22 protein-coding genes and 1 other RNA gene are annotated in these 20,542 nt (G+C 70.3%); 7 read left to right on the forward strand and 16 right to left on the reverse strand.

Annotated elements, in window-relative coordinates; genetic code table 11:
• The 7 genes from ABD151_RS21950 to ftsE all read right to left on the reverse strand — a co-directional run.
• Positions 1-179: DUF5615 family PIN-like protein (locus ABD151_RS21950; RefSeq protein ID WP_425571936.1), on the reverse strand; the 179-nt coding region annotated here is incomplete at its 3' end.
• Positions 180-183: 4 nt separating this feature from the next.
• Positions 184-408, reverse strand: a complete 225-nt coding sequence (locus tag ABD151_RS15270) for a DUF433 domain-containing protein (protein WP_343995628.1) — start codon at positions 406-408, stop codon at positions 184-186.
• Between the two features lie 106 nt (positions 409-514).
• Positions 515-884: a transfer-messenger RNA gene (gene ssrA, locus ABD151_RS15275) on the reverse strand.
• Between the two features lie 99 nt (positions 885-983).
• A complete protein-coding gene (smpB, locus tag ABD151_RS15280) occupies positions 984-1,463 on the reverse strand; it encodes an SsrA-binding protein SmpB (protein ID WP_343995629.1) in 480 nt (159 codons plus the stop codon).
• Between the two features lie 57 nt (positions 1,464-1,520).
• Positions 1,521-2,771, reverse strand: coding sequence for a peptidoglycan DD-metalloendopeptidase family protein (locus ABD151_RS15285; RefSeq protein WP_343995630.1), 1,251 nt, complete (start codon positions 2,769-2,771; stop codon positions 1,521-1,523).
• A gap of 51 nt (positions 2,772-2,822) precedes the next feature.
• Entirely contained in the window at positions 2,823-3,722 is a 900-nt protein-coding gene (gene ftsX, locus ABD151_RS15290) for a permease-like cell division protein FtsX (RefSeq protein ID WP_343995631.1), read from the reverse strand.
• A gap of 6 nt (positions 3,723-3,728) precedes the next feature.
• The gene (gene ftsE, locus ABD151_RS15295) at positions 3,729-4,418 is read right to left on the reverse strand and encodes a cell division ATP-binding protein FtsE (RefSeq protein WP_343995632.1); all 690 of its coding nucleotides are present in this window, start codon (positions 4,416-4,418) and stop codon (positions 3,729-3,731) included.
• Positions 4,419-4,494: 76 nt separating this feature from the next.
• On the opposite strand from ftsE, the gene ABD151_RS15300 reads away from it, so the two are divergent.
• Positions 4,495-5,127, forward strand: a complete 633-nt coding sequence (locus ABD151_RS15300; RefSeq protein ID WP_343995633.1) for a hypothetical protein — start codon at positions 4,495-4,497, stop codon at positions 5,125-5,127.
• A gap of 23 nt (positions 5,128-5,150) precedes the next feature.
• Here the strand turns inward: ABD151_RS15300 and prfB are convergent, their stop codons facing one another.
• Complete coding sequence (gene prfB / locus ABD151_RS15305; protein WP_343995634.1) at positions 5,151-6,266, reverse strand: peptide chain release factor 2; 1,116 nt, start codon at positions 6,264-6,266, stop codon at positions 5,151-5,153.
• Positions 6,267-6,370: 104 nt separating this feature from the next.
• On the opposite strand from prfB, the gene ABD151_RS15310 reads away from it, so the two are divergent.
• Entirely contained in the window at positions 6,371-7,120 is a 750-nt protein-coding gene (locus ABD151_RS15310; RefSeq protein WP_343995635.1) for a siderophore-interacting protein, read from the forward strand.
• Between the two features lie 82 nt (positions 7,121-7,202).
• On the opposite strand, the gene ABD151_RS15315 is transcribed toward ABD151_RS15310, so the two are convergent.
• Positions 7,203-8,081, reverse strand: coding sequence for an oxygenase MpaB family protein (locus ABD151_RS15315; RefSeq protein WP_343995636.1), 879 nt, complete (start codon positions 8,079-8,081; stop codon positions 7,203-7,205).
• 44 nt (positions 8,082-8,125) lie between these two features.
• On the opposite strand from ABD151_RS15315, the gene ABD151_RS15320 reads away from it, so the two are divergent.
• Both ABD151_RS15320 and ABD151_RS15325 read left to right on the forward strand, forming a co-directional pair.
• Entirely contained in the window at positions 8,126-8,734 is a 609-nt protein-coding gene (locus ABD151_RS15320; protein WP_343995637.1) for a TetR/AcrR family transcriptional regulator, read from the forward strand.
• 9 nt (positions 8,735-8,743) lie between these two features.
• Positions 8,744-9,769 carry an FUSC family protein gene (locus tag ABD151_RS15325; protein WP_343995639.1) on the forward strand — a complete coding sequence of 342 codons (1,026 nt, stop codon included), beginning with the start codon at positions 8,744-8,746 and terminating at the stop codon, positions 9,767-9,769.
• Positions 9,770-9,777: 8 nt separating this feature from the next.
• Here ABD151_RS15325 and ABD151_RS15330 read toward each other — a convergent pair whose 3' ends face one another.
• The 4 genes from ABD151_RS15330 to ABD151_RS15345 form a co-directional block, all read right to left on the reverse strand.
• The gene (locus tag ABD151_RS15330; protein ID WP_343995640.1) at positions 9,778-12,597 is read right to left on the reverse strand and encodes a DUF2804 family protein; all 2,820 of its coding nucleotides are present in this window, start codon (positions 12,595-12,597) and stop codon (positions 9,778-9,780) included.
• Positions 12,594-13,904 carry an MFS transporter gene (locus tag ABD151_RS15335; RefSeq protein ID WP_343995641.1) on the reverse strand — a complete coding sequence of 437 codons (1,311 nt, stop codon included), beginning with the start codon at positions 13,902-13,904 and terminating at the stop codon, positions 12,594-12,596. The genes ABD151_RS15330 and ABD151_RS15335 overlap by 4 nt, the downstream gene beginning before the upstream one ends.
• Positions 13,901-14,047 carry a DUF1059 domain-containing protein gene (locus ABD151_RS15340; protein WP_343995642.1) on the reverse strand — a complete coding sequence of 49 codons (147 nt, stop codon included), beginning with the start codon at positions 14,045-14,047 and terminating at the stop codon, positions 13,901-13,903. Before ABD151_RS15340 ends, ABD151_RS15335 begins: the two co-directional genes overlap by 4 nt.
• A 92-nt stretch (positions 14,048-14,139) precedes the next feature.
• Positions 14,140-14,682, reverse strand: coding sequence for a ribonuclease H family protein (locus ABD151_RS15345; protein ID WP_415629902.1), 543 nt, complete (start codon positions 14,680-14,682; stop codon positions 14,140-14,142).
• Positions 14,683-14,737: 55 nt separating this feature from the next.
• On the opposite strand from ABD151_RS15345, the gene ABD151_RS15350 reads away from it, so the two are divergent.
• Positions 14,738-15,058 carry a GNAT family N-acetyltransferase gene (locus ABD151_RS15350; RefSeq protein WP_343995643.1) on the forward strand — a complete coding sequence of 107 codons (321 nt, stop codon included), beginning with the start codon at positions 14,738-14,740 and terminating at the stop codon, positions 15,056-15,058.
• A 1-nt stretch (position 15,059) separates the two neighbouring features.
• On the opposite strand, the gene ABD151_RS15355 is transcribed toward ABD151_RS15350, so the two are convergent.
• Positions 15,060-16,367, reverse strand: coding sequence for a cytochrome P450 (locus ABD151_RS15355; RefSeq protein ID WP_343995644.1), 1,308 nt, complete (start codon positions 16,365-16,367; stop codon positions 15,060-15,062).
• An 84-nt stretch (positions 16,368-16,451) separates the two neighbouring features.
• On the opposite strand from ABD151_RS15355, the gene ABD151_RS15360 reads away from it, so the two are divergent.
• Positions 16,452-17,087 (forward strand): PaaI family thioesterase, encoded by a 636-nt coding sequence (locus tag ABD151_RS15360; protein ID WP_343995645.1) that lies wholly within the window; start codon positions 16,452-16,454, stop codon positions 17,085-17,087.
• Positions 17,088-17,100: 13 nt separating this feature from the next.
• Here the strand turns inward: ABD151_RS15360 and ABD151_RS15365 are convergent, their stop codons facing one another.
• Positions 17,101-18,165, reverse strand: coding sequence for a MaoC family dehydratase (locus tag ABD151_RS15365; protein WP_343995646.1), 1,065 nt, complete (start codon positions 18,163-18,165; stop codon positions 17,101-17,103).
• Positions 18,166-18,202: 37 nt separating this feature from the next.
• The gene (locus ABD151_RS15370) at positions 18,203-19,126 is read right to left on the reverse strand and encodes a LysR family transcriptional regulator (protein ID WP_343995647.1); all 924 of its coding nucleotides are present in this window, start codon (positions 19,124-19,126) and stop codon (positions 18,203-18,205) included.
• Between the two features lie 74 nt (positions 19,127-19,200).
• Between ABD151_RS15370 and ABD151_RS15375 the strand changes: the two genes are divergently transcribed.
• Complete coding sequence (locus ABD151_RS15375; protein WP_343995649.1) at positions 19,201-20,538, forward strand: FAD-dependent oxidoreductase; 1,338 nt, start codon at positions 19,201-19,203, stop codon at positions 20,536-20,538.
• Positions 20,539-20,542: the final 4 nt, after the last annotated feature.

Genomic DNA, 20,542 nt, shown 5'->3' on the forward strand with positions numbered 1-20,542 from the left:
AGCGAGAAGTCCTCGTCCTTGGTGATGATGACCGCATCGTTGTCCAGCGCATAGCGCCACAGCTCCCGATCCGGGGCATCGCCCGGACCTATGTCGGTCACATGTTCGGCCTGATGGCCGTGCTCCTCCAGCAAGCGAGCCAATGCCAGGGGCAGCTGAGCATCGACCAGGAACCGCATCGGGTCAGGAGGCGATCACGATCGCATGGTCGGCCTGAGCTGCGGCGTACTCCAGGCACGCACGGATGTCTTCAAGAACGAGATAGGGATAGTCCTCGAGGATCTCCGCCTCGCTGGCGCCCGAAGCCAACAGCGCAAGCACATCGCTCACTCGCATCCGGGTACCGCGGACCGCCGGCCGGCCGTGTACGACCTCCGGGTCGATCGAGATCCGATGAAGCAGTGACATACCCGGATGGTACCCGGCCGTCGCCGCCCCCGGATACGACGAAAGCCGCCCCGACCCTCGGGTCGGAGCGGCTTCGTCATCAAGAGGCTGTCGTAGCGGTACTGCTTGGTGGAGCTGCGGGGAATCGAACCCCGGTCCTAAAGCGCAGTGCCAGGTCTTCTCCGGGTGCAGTCTGTGCTGTCGTCTTCTCATCCCCGGCGCTCGCACAGACACGTCGCCGACAGGCTCAGTCACGGAATAGTCCCGGTCACCCTCCGTGACGCGGAGTGACCAGCAAGTCTCCTAGATGAGGCCTGGGTCCGGGACGGAGACGGATGCCCGGTCAGACCCTTCGGTCACTGCTCAGGCAGCGAGAGCGAAGTCGTTGCGCTTAGCGTTGGCAACTATTGGTTTCCAGCGATCGTTAACGAGATAACGCTGGCTTCTCGACCCGCTTCCCCTGGGACGTACGTCCTCAGTCGAAACCGATCAGCCCCTCTTGATTTTTCAAACGCCGCCGAGGCGACGCTCCTACTCTACCGACTCGCAACCAGCGACGGCCACCGAGTATTCCGCGAGCGCCGCGCTCGGGGCGCTCAGTCCGATCGGCCCTTGAGCCGGCGTCCGATCGCCTGCTCCTTCTCCCGATTGGCCTGACGCTCGGCGATCGTGTGCCGCTTGTCGTACTCCTTCTTGCCGCGCGCGAGCGCGATCTCGACCTTGGCCCGGCCATCCTTGAAGTAGAGCGAGAGCGGCACCAGCGTGTAGCCCTTGGCCGACACCTTGCGCTCAATCTTGTTGATCTCCGCACGGTTGAGCAGCAGCTTGCGCTTGCGGCGCGCCATGTGGTTGGTCCAGGTGCCCTGCGAGTACTCGGGGATGTGCACGTTGTGCAGCCACACCTCACCGTTCTCGATGTCGGCGAAGCCGTCCACCAGGTTCGCCCGGCCGGCACGCAGCGACTTCACCTCGGTGCCCACCAGCACGAGGCCGGCCTCCCAGGTGTCGTCGATGTGATAGTCGTGCCGCGCCTTCTTGTTCTGCGCGACCGGCTTGGTGCCCTGCTCCTTGACCATGGACGCGATTCTCTCAGCCCGCGGCAACCGATTTGCCGCAGCCCGGGCTTTCGGCGCCTAGAACCACTTCATCGGGTCGACGGCGGTGCCGTTGGCCATCACGATGAAGTGCAGATGGCAGCCCGTGGACCAGCCGGTGGTGCCGACGTAGCCGACCAGCTGGCCGCGCTTGACCCGCTGCCCGGGACTCACCACGTACTTCGAGGCGTGGTTGTAGATCGTGGCCAGACCGACGCCACGCGCACCGCCGTTGTCGATCACCAACCGGTTGCCCCACGCGTCCTGGTAGTAGCGCGAGAGCACCGTGCCGTCGGCGGCCGCATACATCGGGGTGCCGCAGCCCGCGCCGAAGTCGACGCCGTTGTGCAGCGAGCGGTAGCCGTAGATCGGGTGGATCCGGTAGCCGTACGGCGACGTCACGTAGCCGTTGACCGGGTAGTTCAGGTAGCCGCCGGTGTTGCTGGGCGTGCCCTTGTGCTTGGCAGCGCGGTTGCGCAGGATCTTCGCGATCCGCGCCTGATCGGCCTCGAGCGCGACCAGTGCCTTGCGGTCACGCTGCCGCAGGGTCTGCGCATCGCCCGCGGCGGCGCGCCGCTTGGAGACCATCAGGGTCACCGTGCGGGTCTGTGCCAGCGCCCGCTTCTCGAGCTTGGTCACCCGCACCAGGTTGGCGGCCGCGGCCTGGCGCTGGGTCTCGACGGCGTCACGCATCGTGGTGACCTCGTCCTTGCGGATCGCCAGCATCTCGGCGGTCTCGCGGAACTCGCTGAGCACGCCGTCCTGCTCGATCAGCGCGGAGCGGGTCGCCTCCTGGACGATCCCGACGTCGGCGAGGTCCTCGGCCTTCAGCAGTGCCGCGAAGCCCTCGAGGCGCGGATCGAACTGCTCGTACTGGGTGGCGAACATCTTGTCCACGGCGGCGCGCTGACGACGGACGTCCTCGCGGCCCTGCTGCAGCTCGGCCCGGGCCAGGTCCAGCTTCTCCTCGGCCTCGACCAGCTTCGCCTGCATCTCGACGTCACGGGCCTTCGCCGCCGCGAGCCGCTGCCGGGTGCTGGCCAGCGTTCCCCGCGCCGCTGCCAGCTCCGCCTTTGCGTTGCGCAACCGGATCGTCGCCTTGCGCAGCGCCGCACTCGACTCGTTGAGGTCGTCGTGGGCGGCCTCGACCTGCCGATCGATCTTGCGCTGCTTGTCCTTGAGGTCATCTGCGAAGGCAAGAGGCGAGGCGGCAGCGCCGAGTACGACCGCGGAGGCGGCAACGAGTGCCACCCAACGGTCTCGGCGCTCGCTGGGGAAGAAGCGAGACACGGTGAAACCTTTGTTCGGGGAAGTGAACAGCTCGAACCTAGACGACCGGACTCAGACTTTGAGGTATTTGCGGGTGAGTACGAGTGTCGGAATCACGGTGAGCACCGGACCGAGGATCGCAATCCACCCGATAGCGGACAGAACGTCCAGGTGGTCGACCCACGGCATGAACTGCAACGACTCGCGCACCTTCTCGTGGATGCCGAACCACCAGAACGCCGTCAGCGCTCCGCCGGCCAGGGCCACGCCGAAGATCGCGGTGACCACGGCCTCCAGCAGGAACGGCAGCGAGATGTAGAGCCGCGAGGCACCGACCAGGCGCATGATCCCGATCTCGCGACGACGTGCGAAGGCGGCCAGCCGGATCGTGTTGCCGACCAGAAGCAGCGCCGCCAGCACCAGGAAGGCACCGACACCGTAGGCGCCGTACTTCAAGGCGTTGATGGTCGAGTAGAGCGGGTCCAGGATCGCCTTGGGAGTGGTGATCGAGTAGACGCCCGGCAGGGTCTGCACCGAGCTGACCACCGTCTCGTAGTTGCGGGCGTCCTTCAGAGTGATCCAGACCGAGGCGTGCAGGCCCTCGGGCGAGGAGACCCGGAAGTTGTCGCCCAGCAGCTCCTTGGCCTTGTCGTAGGCGACCTGCTGCGACTCCTCGTGCCACTCGGCGACCTCGTCGTTGCCGTCGACCCGGTCGATGATCGCCTGGCGCTCGGCGTCGGAGACCGGCCCCAGACAGCCCGCCCCCTCCTCCTGGGCGCCGTTGCACATCCAGACCTGCACGGTCAGCTGGCTGCCGAAGTACTTCTCGGCCTTGTCGGTCTGGCTGTTGAGCAACAGCCCCAGGCCGACCAGGGTCAGCGAGACGAAGAGGGTGAGGACCACCGCGACGTGCATCGTCAGGTTGCGACGCAGGCCCTGGCCCAGTTCAGTGAAGACGTAACGAAGCTGCATGGGTACTCAGTTCTGGTTTCCGTAGATGCCGCTGGCCTCGTCGCGCACCACGCGACCGTGCTCCAGCTCGATGACGCGCTTGCGCATCTCATTGACGATGCCGGCGTCGTGGGTGGCCATCACGACGGTCGTGCCGGTCCGGTTGATCCGGTCGAGCAGCTTCATGATCTCCGAGGACGACGTGGGGTCGAGGTTTCCGGTCGGCTCGTCGGCGATCAGGATCATCGGCTTGTTGACGAACGCGCGGGCGATCGCCACCCGCTGCTGCTCGCCGCCGGAGAGCTCGTCGGGCAGCCGGTCGGCCTTGTCCCCCAGGCCGACCAGGTCGAGGGCCTCGGGCACCGCGGTGCGGATGTGGGAGCGCGACTTGCCGATCACCTGCAGGGCGAAGCCCACGTTCTCGGCGACCGTCTTGTTCTGCAGCAGCCGGAAGTCCTGGAAGACCGTGCCGATCTGACGACGCAGCCGCGGCACCTTCCAGGAGGCGAGCCGGTTGATCTCCTTGCCCGCCACGTGCACCTTGCCCGAGGTGGGGCGGTACTCACGCAGGATGAGCCGCAGGAAGGTCGACTTGCCCGAGCCTGATTGGCCGACGAGGAAGACGAATTCGCCCTTCTCGATGTCGACACTCACCTGATCGAGCGCAGTGTGGGACTGGCCCGGATAGGTCTTGACAACCTTTTCGAAGCGGATCACGTGGATCGAGTCTAGGCCAGTGGCCAACCCGGGCCGGTCAATGCCGTTCACCGGGCGTGGTGCGTACGCTGGCTCCGTGTCCCGCCGTACTGCGCCCGCACTGAGGGCACTCCCCCTGGCCGCCCTGCTGCTCGTCGGCACCGCCTGCTCCGGCGGCGATGACGGCGACGCGGAGCAGCCGCTGCCCAGCCTGAGCCAGGCCGTCAGCGGCCAGCCGACGATCAGCCCCGGCGACTTCTGCGACCGGATCGACGAGCGCATCTTCGCCGAGACCATCGGCGAGGTGGCCGAGTCCACGAGCTACGGCAACGGGGACCCTGCGACGCTGGCACCCGGCGTCGAGGACGTGGCGCACGAGTTCAGCTGCACCGTCACCGCCGCCGACGGCGCCACCCTGCGCGCCTGGGTCTTCGTGCCCCCGGTGACGCCGGAGCGCGCCAAGGCGCTGGTCCGCTCCGCCGGCTCGGCCAAGGGCTGCACGACGGCCGAGGCCGCCTTCGGGGAACCCGGCGTCCGCACCCTGTGCAGCGACGCCGACGGAGCGGCGACCACGACGCTGCAGGGCCTGTTCACCGACACCTGGTTCAGCTGCTCGGCCTCAGTGCCCGACCTGGCAACGGCCGATCTCGGCTCCGGCGGGCTGGCGAAGCGCACGGACGCGTGGTGCGCCTCGGCGCTCTCCGCCGCTGCCTCCGGCGACTCCGACTAGCCGGCTGGGCGACCAGCCGACGATCAGGCGTCGGCCTTCTCGGAGTTGCGGCGCCAGCGGATGCCGGCCTCCATGAAGCCGTCCAGGTCGCCGTCGAAGACCGCCTGCGGGTTGCCGGTCTCGTAGCCGGTGCGCAGGTCCTTCACGATCTGGTACGGGTTCAGCACGTAGTTGCGCATCTGGTCGCCCCAGCTCGCCGCGACGTCGCCCTTGAGGTCCTTCTTCAGGGCGGCCTCCTCGGCCTTCTTCAGCGCGAGCAGCTTGGCCTTGAGCACGACCATCGCCGAGGCCTTGTTCTGCAGCTGCGACTTCTCGTTCTGGCAGCTGACCACGGTCCCGGTCGGGATGTGGGTCAGGCGCACCGCGGAGTCGGTGGTGTTGACCGACTGACCACCGGGGCCGCCGGAGCGGAAGACGTCGACGCGGATGTCGTTCTCGTCGACCTCGATCTCGTCGGTCTGCTCCAGCACCGGGACCACCTCGACGGCGGCGAACGACGTCTGCCGGCGGCCCTGGTTGTCGAAGGGGCTGATCCGGACCAGGCGGTGCGTGCCGACCTCGACCGAGAGGTTGCCGTACGCGTACGGCGCCTTGATCGCGAACTCGGCCGACTTGATGCCGGCCTCCTCGGCGTAGGAGATGTCGTAGACCTCGACGCCGTAGCCGTGCTGCTCGGCCCAGCGGGTGTACATCCGCATCAGGGTCAGCGCGAAGTCCGCGGCGTCGACGCCACCGGCGCCGGCGCGGATGGTCATGATCGCCTCGCGCTCGTCGTACTCGCCGTTGAGCAGGGTGCGGATCTCCAGCGACTCCAGGGACTTCTGGATCCGTCCGAGCTCGGCCTCCGCCTCGGCGAGCGAGTCGTCGTCGCCCTCCTCGGTGGCCAGCTCGACGAGCACGCTGAGGTCGTCGATGCGCTCCTCGAGGCTGGTGTAGCGCTCGAGCTCGCCGTTGAGGGTGGAGAGCCGGCCGGTGACGCGCTGGGCGTGCTCCTGGTTGTCCCACAGATCGGGCGCGGCGACCTGCTCGGAGAGGTCAGCGATCTCAGAGCGCATCGCGTCGAGGTCGAGGACCTGACCGATCGTCTTCATCGTTGCCTGGAGCTGCTTGATCTCTGCGTCGAAGTCTCGGACTGCCACAAGGCGCAAGGTTACGCCACCGGGCCACCGACGGCGGCTTCGGCGCTGACCACGGACCGGGCAGCTCGGCGGGCCTGCTTGCCGGCACCGGGTTGGATGGGGGCGTGAGCACCCCGAACCGGCCGCCCCGTCCGATCATCGAGCTGACGGTGCTGCGCACCGAACGGCTGAGCCCGCACCTGGTCCGGGTGGTCGCCGGCGGCCCGGGCCTGAGCGCCTTCGTCGACAACGGCTCCAGCGACAAGTACGTCAAGATCATCTTCGGCGACGTGAAGCGCACCTACACGGTGCGCCGCTTCGACCCCGAGGCGGGCGAGCTGAGCATCGACTTCGTGGTGCACGGCGACGACGGCGTCGCCGGCCCGTGGGCGGCCGCGGCGAAGCCTGGCGATGCGATCTCCTTCGCCGGCCCCGGCGGCGGCTACCTCCCGGACCCGGACGCCGACTGGCACCTGTTCGCCGGCGACGCCTCGGCGCTGCCGGCCATCGGCGCCGCGCTGGAGGCGCTGCCCGCCGACGCCGTCGGGGTGGCGCACCTGCTGGTCGAGGACGAGGAGGAGGTGCTCGGCCTCGAGGCACCGACCGGCGTCGGCCTGCACTGGCACTTCCACTCCCCCGCCGGCGCCGCATCGCAGGCGCTCGCCGACGCGATCGCCGTCGGCCCGTGGCCCGAGGGCCGGGTCCAGGTCTTCGCGCACGGCGAGCGCGAGTCGATGAAGGCGATCCGCGCGCTGCTCAAGGAGCGCGGCGTCCCCCGCGCCGACCTCTCGCTCTCCGGCTACTGGGCCTACGGCCGCACCGAGGACCGCTTCCAGGCCGAGAAGCGCGAGCCGATCGGCCAGATCGAAGCCTGAACCCACCGGATAGTCCCTGACGCTTTCGTGGTTCTCGCGCCGGAAAACCACGAAAACGTCAGGGAGTATCTCGAATTGAGGCTTATCCGTGGCGCACCGGGCAGCCGGCGAGGCCGGGGGTCGGGAAGGTGCCGAGCTCCTCGATCCGGTAGCCGTCGGGGTAGCTGCGGACCTGGGGCTGGTCGATGATCCGCTTGAGGCCGCGACGGGCCGGAAGCAGGCGCGCCACCCGCCCGCGCAGCCGCAGCGCTCCTCGACTGAGGGCGACCACCCAGGACGGCGGCTGCCGGTAGCCGAAGGCGTCCAGCAGCGGCTTGTCCATCAGGGCCCTGCTGAACACCTCGACCAGCGGCCGCACCGGACGCGGGTAGAAGGTCAGCATCAGGGCCAGGGTGGCGTCGGCGACCCGGCGCCCGGAGTCGGCATAGGCGAAGTGCTCGGCCTCGTAGGAGTCCATCAGCTCGGCGAACGCCGGGTAGGTCTCCGGGATCTCCTTGAGCCCCATGTGCCGGCCGAGCTCGCGGTAGTAGTGGACCGAGGCGACCACCTCGTTCGCGGTCATCGGTCGCTTGCCGTAGTCGTCGAGCCACCGCTTGGGCACCACCACGAAGGTGCTCAGCACATAGAGCATCTCGTGGTTGGGGATGTCATAGCTGCGGTGCATCTGGTTGATCCTGCGGATCGCGGCGCGGGCCTCGGGGTGGTCGAAGCCGTAGAGGCCCGGCGGCTCCAGCAGCAGCGACGTGTCGTCGTAGCGCCGTTGGGTGTCGTCGGCGAACTGCCGGGTGTCGTCGAGCAGGCGCCCGATGCCCGGCACCGCGTAGGTGCGGAACAGCGCGAAGCTCAGTGACTGCACGACGTCCCAGGGGAACTCGCGGTAGGCCACGTTGCGGTAGATCTCCACATAGTCGACCGCCGCGTCGAGACGGTCGTTGCGGCGGCGCCAGTGATCTCGCTTCATGCCGCCGAGACTAGAGCACGCGCTCTAGTATGTACAGTGCCTCTGTGCGCACGCCTCAACAGAGCCGGAGCTCCACCTCCGCCGATCGGATGTTGGAGGCGACCCTGCGCCTGCTCACCGAGGGCGGCCTGGGCGCCGTCACGGTCGCCGCCGTCGCCGCCTCGGCGGAGACCTCCAACGGCTCCCTCTACCACCGCTTCGGCGACCGGCACGGTCTCCTGCTCGCCGCTCAGACCCGCGCCTTCGAGCTGATCGCCACCGAGACCACGACGGCGTTCGGTCGCGCCGACGACGCACTCGCCGCCGGCGCCGACCACCTCGACGTCGCCACCGCACTGACCGGCGCCGCGTTCGAGATCTTCACCCGGCACCGGGGCGCGACCCGCGCCTTCCTGATCGAGAGCCACGCCGACGCCGACCACGGCGCGGTGAGCGAGCGGTTCCTGCACGGACTCGCCACCACCGTCACCGACTGGATGATCGCGCACTTCGGCGCCACCCGGGCCGGCGCCGAGTCGGCCTGGCGGATCCTCTTCGCCTTGGGCGTCAGCCGGGCTCTGCTCGACGACGACCAGATCTCCGCGCACCGACTCACCGCCGACGAGCTCGCCCGGACCACGGGCCGCGCCATCCTGGGCGCGCTCCAGGAGTAGGGTCGAAGGGTGCCCGCCAGCCCCGTCGACCCCGATCGCGGACCGGCCGGGAGGATCGGCCTGTTCCACCTCAAGGACTCCCCCGGCGCACACCGGGTGGCGCTGCGCGCCGGCCTGAGCGTGGCGGTGCCACTGCTGGCCTGCCTCGCGCTCGACCACCCCGAGTGGACGCTGTATGCGGCCTTCGGCGCCTTCACCTCGCTCTACGGGCGCAACCACATCCATCTGCCACGCGCGGTGATGCAGGCCAGCGCCGGCGTGGCGCTGACCCTGACCGTGGTCGCCGGTGCCGCGATGGCCCGCGCGGGGATCACCGACCTGCGCCTGCTGCTCGGCAGCCTGGTCGTGGTGATGCTGGGCCAGCTGATCGCCGAGCGCCAGGACTGGCATCCGCCGGGCCCGATCTTCCTCAGCTTCGCCTTCGGCGCGGTCGCCTCAGCCCCGCCCCTGCACGACAGCCTCTGGGTGCCGGCCGCGGTGGCCGGACTGACCGCCCTCTTCGGGGTGGTGATCGGCAACGTCGGCGCGGTGGTGCGCCGTCAGCGCAGTGACCACGCCCCCAGCCCGCGGCCGCTGTCGGGGCACGCGGTCCGGCTCGGGATCGGCGTGCTGCTCGCCGGCTCGTTGGCCCTGGCCTCCGGCCTCGGGCATCCGTACTGGGCGATCGTGGCCCTGGTCGCCGCCCTGGCCGGCCCGGACCTCGCCTCCCGCTCGGCCCGTGCCTGGCACCGCGTGCTCGGCACCCTGGCCGGGCTGCTCCCGGCGGCGATCCTGCTCAGCCTGCCGCTCAGCCCGGTGGGCATCGTGCTGACCGTCGTCGTGCTCCAGGTGCTGACCGAGCTGGTGGTGGGACGCAACTACGCGCTCGCCCTGCTCTGCATCACGCCGATGGCGCTGCTGATGGGTCAGCTCGCCGCGGAGCGCCCGATCGGCGGCCTGCTGCTGGATCGCGGCGCGGAGACCGCGATCGGCGGCGCCGTGGCGCTGGCGATGATCGTCGCCGAGCGGCTCGCCTCGCGCCGCCGCGCGCGCTGAGCACCCCGCTACCAGCGCTGGCGCACGTCCTCCGCCCAGCCGAACAGGTCGGCGAAGACGATCCACGAGCCGCCACCGAGATGGACGTGGCCCGACCAGGTGCCGAAGCACTGATGGGTGAACGAGGAGATCACCTTGAAGTCGGTCTCGGTGACCTTGTCGTACTCCGGGGTGAAGGTCAGGTCGACGTCGTGGCCGTGGATCCGCCACGGTGCCAGCCAGTCCTCGGTGTCGTAGGTCCACACCAGCTCGTCGCTGATCTTGTGCAGGCGCCCGTCGACGACCAGCGCGTTCTCCACCGAGCCGGTGCCGTCGGTCCAGCGCCCGCCGACCTGGACGCCGATCCGGCGTCCGTTGCTCGTCCCCGAGCCTGCGCCCCAGTTCCACTGCATCCGGTGCGGCCAGCGGCCGCGGCCGTGGTCCAGCGTCGCCCAGGAGTCCCCCTCGGGCAGCCGGTGCTCGACGCCGTCGACCCAGATGCTGCCGCGGGCCGGACGGGCCACGTCCTTGACCGTGTACTGGAAGAGCCGCTCGCTCCACGGCACCACGATGCCCAGCGACTCGTGGCCGGCCGGCCGCTCGGCCACCACCTCGACCCGGACCCGGTCGCTCTGCGCGCGCAGCACCGTGCCGCCGTCGACCTCCTCGATCTCGATCGAGAGCCCCTTCGAGCGCAGCCGCGCCACCCCCTTGCCGAGCGTTCCGGGCAGCTCGACGCCGGCACCCAACGGGGTGATCGCATCGAGGTTGATCGGGGTCTGCGTGGCCCGGTCGAGGACCCACAGGTTGTTGACGCCCGCATAGTCGATGTCGGAGAGCACGATAGCCACCACGTGGCTGGGCGTGGTGATCGCCCAGTACTCCCAGCGCTTGTTGCGGCCCTTGCCCACCCTGCCGACGCCGATGCCGTCGGTGCGCACCAGCGGCGTGCGGCACCAGCCGATCGCCTCCGGATCGAGGTGGCCGTCGGGCAGGGTCAGGGAGACAGGCTCTGTGAGCTCACGCTCGCGGACCCGCACCGGTGCCGGCACCCGGCCCACGGCGCGGTCGAACTCGGCCCGCAGGCCGGCGTTGGAGGCCCGGATCGCCTCGGCATCGACCTTGAGCACCCGCCGGTCGTAGGTCAGCAGGCCGTTGGTCTCGGACTCGACATCGCTGAGCTGGGTGTAGACGAAGGCGGCCAGCCCGTCGGCGATCGCCGGGCGCACCTGGCGCTGCTGCAGGTCGCGGAAGGCGCGCTCGAACGCATCGCGCTCGGCGATCCTGCGGTAGCCGAACTCGGCGTCGTTCCAGCAGTGGCCCGCGACCCGGTGCGAGTAGCCGCCGTACTCGCTGAGCACCGCGACCCGGTCGTCGGCCGCATCGGCGGCGCTCAGTCGGTAGGGCTTGAAGTAGACGTGGCGACTGGCCATGTCGCCGACGCCCTGGTCGTGCCAGCCGGAGGTGGAGTCGATCGGGCGGGTCGGGTCGAGCGCCCGGATCTGCTCGGTGACGGCGGCCGCATCGAACTGGCCCCAGCCCTCGTTGAACGGCACCCAGGCCACCACGCTCGGCGAGTTGCGCAGCAGGGTGACGGTGCGCTCGACCTCGGCACGGAACTCCTCGCGGCCCGCGGCGTCCTGGCGCCCGAAGAGCCGGTAGCGGCGGTCGTCGAGACGCACCGGCGCCATCACCGGGGTGGTGATCACGGCGTGCTTGTAGCTGCGACCACCGTTGACCATGTCCTGCCAGACCAGCATCCCGAGCCGGTCGCAGTGGTAGTACCAGCGCAGCGGCTCGATCTTGATGTGCTTGCGCAGCATGGTGAAGCCCAGGTCCTTGGCGGTCTGGATGTCGTAGGCCAAGGCGTCGTCGTGCGGCGCGGTGAGCAGCCCGTCGGGCCAGTAGCCCTGGTCCAGCAGCCCGGCCTGCAGCACCGGCTCGCCGTTGAGCAGCAACCGCGAGCGGCCCTGCGGGTCCTGGCCGACGCCGAGGGTGCGCAGCGCCGCATAGGAGGTGACCCGGTCCTCGCCGGCCACCACCTCGAGGTCGTAGAGGTGGGGGTCCTCGGGCGACCAGGGGCGCACCGACGACGGGGTGAGGGTGATCGGCTCCCCGGGCGCGCCCGTCTGGGTGCCGACGACCGCGTCGCCGTCGCGCAGGGTGACGGTGACCGACTCCCTGCGCACCGGGGCTCCGCCGAGGCCCACGGTGACGTGCAGCGCGCCGCGCCACTGCCCCGGCGTGCCGGCCAGCTCGGCGGTGTGGTCGATCGTCTCGATCCAGCGCAGCGGCACCCGCTCCAGCCAGACGCTCTGCCAGATCCCGGACTGCGGGGTGTACCAGATGCCGCTCGGCTTCAGCCGCTGCTTGCCGCGGGCATGCCAGGAGGTGTCGCTGAGGTCGCGCACCCGCACCACGATCTCGTGGTCGGCGACGTTGCGCAGCGCCTCGGTGATGTCGAGGCTGAACGGCAGGAAGCCACCCAGGTGGCTGCCGACCGAGGTGCCGTCCACCCAGACCTCGCACCGCTGGTCGACGGCGCCGAAGTGCAGCAACAGCCTGCCCTGGCGGGCCATCGCCGCGCTCAGTCGCAGGGTGCGCCGGTACCAGAGCGCCTGGTCGGGCTGGAGCGTGCGCTCGACCCCCGACAGCGGCGCCTCGGGTGAGAACGGCACCAGGATCTCGCCGTCGAACCGCGCCGGGACGACGCGCTCCTCGGCCGAGGTGAAGGCGTAGTCCCAGAGCCCGTTGAGGCTCACCCAGTCGTCGCGCATCAGCTGCGGGCGCGGATGCTCGGCCAGTACCTGCGTGGGGTCGAGGCGCTCGCCCCACGGCGTGGTCATCATGCTGCTGTCTCCTGCTGTTGCTTGACTCCTGCTCGCTGCAGGGCGCGCAGCGGCAGCACCACGAGCAGTGCCACCACTGCTGCGGCGATGAAGATCCACGGCGTCGGCACCTGCTTGGTGACGCCGAGGTCGACGTAGGTCTCGTCGGCGCCCGAGATGACCGCGGCACCGATGAACGGCCCGATCACCGACGGCACCAGGACCGCGGCGATCATCCGCAGTCCCTGCACCTGGCCGACGCGATCGGCCGGCGTCAGGTTGCGCACGGTGGCCGAGAGCCCCGCGACGGCGACCAGGAAGCCACCGATGGCGGCGATCCCGGCGAGGATCACCACCGGCTGGGCGCGGGCGACGAACATCGCCAGCAGGCCGGTGACGTAGCCGACCACGACGATCGGGAGCGCCCGGAGCACGCCGTGGGCGGCGAGCAGCCGGCCGCCGAGGATGCTCAGCACCGAGGCGCCGATCAGCACGCAGGCCAGCACCAGCGCGTAGCCCTCGATCCCGAGGTACTTCTCGACGTAGATGATCAGGTACGGCAGGAACACCTGGAAGCTGACGCCGAGCACCGCCCAGGCGGCCAGGGTGTAGTAGAGCCAGGGGTTGCCGCGCACGGTGCTGGGTCGCAGCCCGTGCAACACGGAGGAGAGGTAGGAGCCGCTCGGCCGCGGCACCGCCTCGGCCCCGCGCAGGCCCCACCACGACGCTGCGCCGACCACGGCGGTGACGCCACCGACGACCGCGAAGAAGGCTCCCCACGCGCCGTCCTGGGTGAGCGGGTCGAGGGCACCGAAGACCAGCAGCATGGCCAGCAGCGGCATCGCCTGGATGACGCCGTCGACCTTGGCCCGGTTGGCCGGGACCGTGTTGTCAGTGACCCAGGCCTGGAAGGCGGCGTCGTTGGCACCGGAGCCGAGGAAGCTCATCACGCAGTCCAGCAGCACGATCGAGACCACGGCGATCGCCACCGCGTTCTGCGCCGACCCGAGCTCGCCGGCGCTCTGCGGACTGATCAGCCCGAAGCCGGCGGTGGTGATCCCCCACAGCACGTAGCCGATCGCGATGAACTCGCGACGGCGTCCGCGACGGTCCGAGGCGGCGCCCACCAGCAGGGTGGCCACGGTGGCCGCGACCGCGCTGGTGGAGACCAGCAGCGCCAGCACCTGCGGGTTGTCGGTGATCGTCTCGTGGACGAACACGTTGAGGTACATGTTCTCCACGGCCCAGGCCACCTGGCCGATCAGGCCGAGCAGGACGATCCAGCTCCAGGTCCGGGCGCCGACCTGCGCCACCGGAGGCTGGCTCACAGAGCCATGAACAGGATCTGCTCCCGGGTGTACTCATGGCTGGGGTGCTGCTCGCGCAGGTGCGCCTGCACGTTCTCGACGAGCTCGTCCTCGTCCTTGCCGGTGAGCAGGACGCCGCAGGGGCAGGTGAGTCGGGTCTTCATCGGTTACCTCCCAGTGGTGATGCCCCACCGGTCGGTGGGGCCGCCGAAGCGTGGCGCAAGTCTGCCAGCGTTTGCGACGCTGAGCGGGCGAATCAGCTGTCCAGCATGGAGAACAGGTCGGGCTCCTCGGCCTCGGCCTGCTTCGGCTCGGCGTCCGGGTGGTCGACCTTCGCTCCGGCGAAGCCCGGCCCGGGCTCCGGCGCGGTGCCCGACTTCCAGGAGAGGGCAGCGGCGTTGGCCAGCGAGTCGGCGGCCTCGTTGAGCGGGTGGCCGGCGTGGCCCTTGACCCACTCGAAGCGCACCTTGCGTCCCTGCATCGCGGCGTCGAGCGCCTTCATCAGCTCGACGTTGAGGACCGGCTTCTTGTCCTTCTTGCGCCAGCCGTTGGCCTTCCAGCCCTTCATCCACTTGGTGATCGAGTTGATCACGTACTGGCTGTCGCAGAAGACGTGCAGGTCGTCGTCGATGTGCGCGGTCTGCTGGAGCAGGTCCAGCACCGCCATCAGCTCGCCCATGTTGTTGGTGCCGTGCGCCCAGCCGCCGGCCGCCCAACAGGTCTCGTCGACGTACCAGGCCCATCCGGCGGGGCCGGGGTTCCCGATGGCGGAGCCGTCTGCTGCAGCAATGATCGTCACCACGCCATCATCCCACTGCACTGACGGGCTTCGGATGCCGACTAGCCTGGCGAGCATGAGCACTGACACCGAGATCAACGTGGTCAACGTCCCCGAGAAGGGCCGCTTCGAGATCCATGTCGACGGCGAGCTGGCCGGCTTCACCGAGTACGTGGACCGCGAGGACGCGCGCGTCTTCCCGCACACCGAGGTCGACGAGGCCTACGCCGGACAGGGCCTGGCCAAGCGGGTGATCCGCGAGGGCCTCGAGGCCACCCGGGCGCAGGGCAAGCTGGTGCTGCCGGTCTGCCCCGCCGTGCGCGGCTTCATCGCCAAGAACCCCGAGTACGTGGACCTGGTGCCCGAGGCGCGGCGCGCCGAGTTCGGCCTGGCCTGACTCACTCCATCCGGGCCGGTAGCACCTCGAAGCCCCGCAGGATGCGGGTGCTGCGCCGGTGTGCCCCCGGCAGCAGGGTGAGGTCGGGGTAGCGCTCGAAGATCGAGCGGAGCCCGACCTCGCCCTCCATCCGGGCCAGCATCGCGCCCAGGCAGTGGTGCCGCCCGGCGGAGAAGGAGAGATGCTCGCGGGCGTTCTCGCGGGCGACGTCGAAGCGGCCCGGGTCGGCGAAGACGGCAGGGTCGCGGTTGGCGCCGGCGAGCAGGGTGGTGACCAGGTCGCCCTCGCGCACCCGCTGGCCGGCGATCTCCGTCTCCTTCACGCAGGCACGGCCGGTGAGCAGCACGGGCGGGTCGAGCCGCAGCACCTCCTCCACGGTGTTGGACCACAGCGACGGGTCGGCGCGCAGCACCTCGAGCTGGTCCGGGTTGTCGTGCAGCAGCGCGATCCCGTTGCTGAGCAGGTTGACCGTGGTCTCGAAGCCGGCCGCCAGCACCAGGCCCGCGGTCGAGCGGAGCTCGGTCTCGTTGAGCCCGCCGTCCTGGTCGCGGACCGCGACCAGCTCGCTGAGAAGGTTGTCGCCGGGGTTGCGCCGCAGGTTCTCCAGGTGCTCGCCGAGCCAGGCGTCGAAGTCGGCCAGGGCGCGGTCGACGGCGCGGTACTGGCGCCACGGCAGGCCGAGGTCGAGGCTCGGGGCGGCCGCGGCGCCGAACTCGAGCACCCGCTGCTGCTGGTGGTCGGGGACGCCGAGGATCTGCGCGATCACGGTGACCGGGAGCCGCGCACAGTAGGCCTCCACCAGGTCGACGTGGTCGCGGCCCTTGAGCTCGTCGAGCAGCTCGTCGGCGATCGCCTGGGTGCGCGAGCGCAGCTGTTCGACCTTGCGCATGGTGAAGACCTTCATCACCAGCTTGCGGTAGCGGGTGTGGTCCGGCGGCTCGGTGACCAGCAGCGACGGCGGCTCCACCGGGTGCAGGGTGCGCGGCGCGGTGGCGTCCGAGATCCGGCCCAGGGTGCCGGTCCGCCCCGGGATGCCGGTGCGGAAGTCGTTGCTGGTCAGCACCTCGCGAACCACCGCGTGGTCTGCCGTCAGCCGGGAGAAGCTGGAGGCGGTCAGCGGCCCCTGCGCGCGGACCTGCTCGATGATCGCGAAGACCGGATCGTCGACGCCCCTGCTCGCCGACTGGCTCGAGGCGATCAGCGATGCCTGGATGTCACCGCGGCGTGCGGCCATCCGCAGCACGGTGCGGGGAACCCCATGGGCGATCCCCCAGTGGACGAACGAGCGCGCTTGCGAGATGACGGTCACATCGTCACGCTAGCCAGCAATTGACAATCGTTCAACAGTATCCGCGCAACTCGTCCGGCCGGGCCGATCCATAGACTCCTCGACGTGAAGCACGACCTCTTCTCCCCCGACCCGACGCCGACCGCCGAGATCGAGCGCATCGAGGCGGCCTACGCACCGCTCACCGACGCCGTGCGCAAGCTCATCGACGCCACCATCCGCTCGACGATCACCGACGAGGCGACCCTCGCCGACGCCGCCGCCCAGATCACCGCGATCACCGAGAAGCTGGCCAGCGAGCAGCTGCCCGGCGCAGCAGGCGTGCACTTCAACGACGAGGGCCGGGTCTGGAACTGGGGCAACACCGTGGTCGGGCAGCGCAACGCGGTGGCGCCGCCACTGCGCAGCGAGCACCGCGCGGACGGCGTGCACGCGCAGGTGAGCCTCGGCGCCGCCTACGAGGGACCGCCCGGCCTGGTGCACGGCGGCGTCACCGCCCTGCTGCTGGACCAGGTGATGGGGCAGGCGGCGGCCGATCGTCGCCGAGTGCTGATGACCGGCACCCTCAAGCTCCGCTACCGCCGCGGCACCCCGCTCGGTGACCTGCGCCTGCGTGCGTGGATCGAGTCCGAGTCCGGCCGCAAGGTGCGGGTCAGGGCCGGCATCTACGACGCCGACGGGCTCACCGTCGAGGCAGAGGGCCTCTTCATCGAGCCGCGGATGCCGGACGCGGGCGCCTGACCGGCCCCGGCACTCAGCGCGGGACGAAGACCCAGTAGTCGAGGTCGAGCAGCACGCCCTCGGCGTACTTGCCGTCCTCGCCGCGCAACGTCATCGACTCGTCGCGGCCCCGGGTCGCGACCAGGCGCAGCCGCAGCGCGCCCACTCCGGGGGCCGCCACCTCGGCCTTGTCCAGCACCTCGGACCAGGCGTAGACGGTGTCGCCGGCGAAGGCGGGCGAGGTGTGCGCACCCGCATTGATCGCGGCGATCAGCTGCGCGTTCGCGAGTCCGTTGAAGGAGAGCGCGCGTGCCATCGAGATGATGTGGCCGCCGTAGATCAGCCGGCGACCGTCGGGGCGCGCCTCGGCGTTGAAGTGCACCTTGGCGGTGTTCTGCCACAGCCGGGTGGCCATCATGTGCTCGGGGTCGGTCAGCGTGACGCCGTCGACGTGGTCGATCCGCTCGCCGACCACATAGTCGTCGAACCGGTGCGGCTCGCCCGCAGCGGCGAAGTCGTAGTCGAGGAAGTCGAGACCGGCCGGGATGTGCAGGTCAGCGGCCGCCACCGACGGCGCCAGGTCAGGCAGGACAGTCTCCGGCGCCGGCGCCTCGTGGTCGCGCTTGTGCACCATCACCCAGCGTGCCCACTCCAGGGCCACCTCGCCACGCTGGTTGGTCGCCGTCGAGCGCACGTAGACCACGCCGCTCTTGCCGTTCGAGTTCTGCTTGAGGCCGATCACCTCGGAGCGGGTCGCGAGCGTGTCGCCCGGCACCACCGGCTCGTGGAACCTCAGCTCCGCGTAGCCCAGGTTGGCGACCGCGTTCAACGAGACGTCGGGAACCGTCTTGCCGAAGGCGATGTGGAAGGCGATCAGCTCCTCGACCGGGGCCGGGCGCAGCCCCACCGACGCCGCGAACTCCGCGGACGACGGCAGCGCGAAGCGGGTCGGGTAGAGGGCCCCGTACAGGGCCCGGTCGCCCTCGGTGACCGTGCGCGGCGTCGCGTGCTCGATCACCTGACCGAGGAAGAAGTCCTCGAAGAAGTTGCCCGCGTTGGTCTTGCTGGTGGCGCTGCTCATGGTCGAACCCGTGGTCATGGTCGAACATTGTGCCGGACGCCACAAGCCGTCCCGCTCAGCGGGCCTGCCGCACCGCCAGGGCGACCAGGTCGCGCGCCGGGCCCTCGGGCGGATGCGGGCCGTCGCGCCAGACTGCGTGCAGCACCCGGGTCAGGTCCAGATCGGGGACGTCGATCGCCACCAGCCGACCGGTCGCGAGGTCGTCGCGCACGGCGTGCGCCCCCAGCGCGGCAGGCCCGGCGCCGGCGGCGACCGCAGAGCGCACGGCTGCGGTGCTGGAGAGCTCCAGCACCGGCGGCGGGGTGTCATAGGCCGCGAGCGCCCGCTCCAGCACGGTGCGGGTCCCCGACCCGGCCTCGCGCACCACCAGCGGGGTCCAGGCCAGCTTGGCCGCGCTCACCCGGCGGCGGGACTGCAGCGCCCACGGGTGCCCGGCACCGACCACGACCACCAGCCGATCGGTGCCGACCCGGCGACGTCGGAGCCCGGACGGCGCCTCCGGCCCCTCCACGAAGCCCAGGTCCACCTCGCCGGCCTCGACCAGCCCGACCACGCGATCGGTGTTGGTCGCAGTCATCGTGATCTCGGTCGGCTGCAGGCCTCGCTGGACCTGGTGGGCGCGCAGCGCGACCAGCCAGCCCGGCAGCATGTGCTCGGCGATGGTGAGGCTGGCGGCCACCTTGAGGTGGGCCCGTCGGTCGACCCGCAGGGCCGCGATGCCGGCGTCCATCTGCTCGGCGGCCTCGATCACCCGGCCTGCCCACTGGGCCAGCAGCTCACCGGTGGGGGTGAGCTCGGAGCCGCGCTTGCTGCGCGCCACCAGCGGCTCGCCGACCAGGCCCTCCATGGTGCGCAGTCGCGACGATGCCGCCTGCTGACTGATCCCGAGCTCGGTGGCACTGGCGCCGAGGCTGCCGGTACGGGCGATCACCAGCAGCAGCTCCAGGGAGCGGAGGTCGGGGACTCGCGTGCTCAACACCTCACAAGCCTACCTTGTGACAACCCAAACTTGTTGTCATTGTGGGGCCGCGGCGCCCTGCACAGACTGGAGTCATGACTCTTCGTGTGGCGATCGTGGGCGCCGGCCCGGCCGGGATCTATGCAGCCGACCAGCTGATCAAGTCCGAGGCCGAGGTCTCCATCGACCTGATCGAGCGACTGCCCGCGCCCTATGGCCTGGTCCGCTACGGCGTGGCTCCGGACCACCCGCGGATCAAGGAGATCATCAAGGCTCTGCAGCGGGTGCTGGCCCAGCCCGAGGTCCGGTTCATCGGCAACGTCACCCTTGGCGAGGACGTCAAGCTCGAGGAGCTGCGCGAGTTCTACGACGCCGTGGTGGTCTCCACCGGCGCGATGGCCGACCGCGCCCTGGACATCCCCGGCGAGGACCTTCCCGGCAGCCACGGCGCCGCCGACTTCGTCTCCTGGTACGACGCGCACCCGGACGTTCCGCAGACCTGGCCACTGGACGCGAAGAGCGTCGCGGTGATCGGCGTCGGCAACGTCGCCCTCGACGTCGCGCGGGTGCTGGCCAAGACCGGCGACGAGATGCTGGTCACCGACATCCCGCAGCACGTCTACGAGGGGCTGAAGGCCAAGACCACCACCGACGTGCACGTCTTCGCGCGCCGCGGCCCGGCCTACGCGAAGTTCTCCCCGCTCGAGCTGCGCGAGCTCAACCACTCCCCCAACGTGGAGGTGGTCGTGCACCCCGAGGGCTTCGACGTCGACGAGCACGGCATGGAGCACATCGCGAAGCACAAGGCACAGAAAATGGTGCTCAACACCCTCTCCAACTGGGTGGGCCGCGACCTGGAGGGCAAGCCGCACCGGATCCACCTGCACTTCGCCGAGGCGCCGACCGAGATCCTCGGCGGCCCGGACGGCGTCACCGGGCTGCGCACCGAGCGCACCCAGGCCACCGGCGACGGCGGCGTCGAGGGCACCGGCGAGGTCACCGACTGGGACGTCCAGGCGGTCTACCGCGCGGTGGGCTATCGCAGCACCGCGATCCCCGGCGTGCCGTTCGACGAGCGCGCCGCGGTGATCCCCAACGACGGCGGACGGGTCCTGGACCTGGCCGGCGAGCGGATCGAAGGGCTGTACGTGACCGGCTGGATCAAGCGCGGACCGGTCGGCCTGATCGGTCACACCAAGAGCGACGCCGCCGAGACGGTCGCGCACCTGCTCGCCGAGACCACCCCGAGCGCCCCCGCGCGCAGCACCGCCGACGTCGACGCCTGGTTGGCCGAGCGCGGAGTGCCGGCCACCTCCTTCGCGCAGTGGCAGCGTCTGGACGAGCACGAGATCGCCCTCGGCGAGGCGTCCGGCCGCGAGCGGGTCAAGGTCGGCGAGCGCACGGAGATGCTGCGCATCGGCGCCGGCGAGTAGCTCC

This window comes from Nocardioides dubius, assembly GCF_039528155.1.
Lineage (GTDB): Bacteria > Actinomycetota > Actinomycetes > Propionibacteriales > Nocardioidaceae > Nocardioides > Nocardioides dubius.

Bases quoted from the DNA above. Each gene is read 5' to 3' on its own strand.
- ABD151_RS15270 (WP_343995628.1), bottom strand. From the start codon at position 408: ATGTCACTGCTTCATCGGATCTCGATCGACCCGGAGGTCGTACACGGC.
- smpB (WP_343995629.1), bottom strand. From the start codon at position 1,463: ATGGTCAAGGAGCAGGGCACCAAGCCGGTCGCGCAGAACAAGAAGGCG.
- ftsX (WP_343995631.1), bottom strand. From the start codon at position 3,722: ATGCAGCTTCGTTACGTCTTCACTGAACTGGGCCAGGGCCTGCGTCGC.
- ABD151_RS15315 (WP_343995636.1), bottom strand. From the start codon at position 8,081: ATGAAGCGAGATCACTGGCGCCGCCGCAACGACCGTCTCGACGCGGCG.
- ABD151_RS15330 (WP_343995640.1), bottom strand. From the start codon at position 12,597: ATGATGACCACGCCGTGGGGCGAGCGCCTCGACCCCACGCAGGTACTG.
- ABD151_RS15340 (WP_343995642.1), bottom strand. From the start codon at position 14,047: ATGAAGACCCGACTCACCTGCCCCTGCGGCGTCCTGCTCACCGGCAAG.
- ABD151_RS15350 (WP_343995643.1), top strand. From the start codon at position 14,738: ATGAGCACTGACACCGAGATCAACGTGGTCAACGTCCCCGAGAAGGGC.
- ABD151_RS15365 (WP_343995646.1), bottom strand. From the start codon at position 18,165: ATGACCACGGGTTCGACCATGAGCAGCGCCACCAGCAAGACCAACGCG.
- ABD151_RS15375 (WP_343995649.1), top strand. From the start codon at position 19,201: ATGACTCTTCGTGTGGCGATCGTGGGCGCCGGCCCGGCCGGGATCTAT.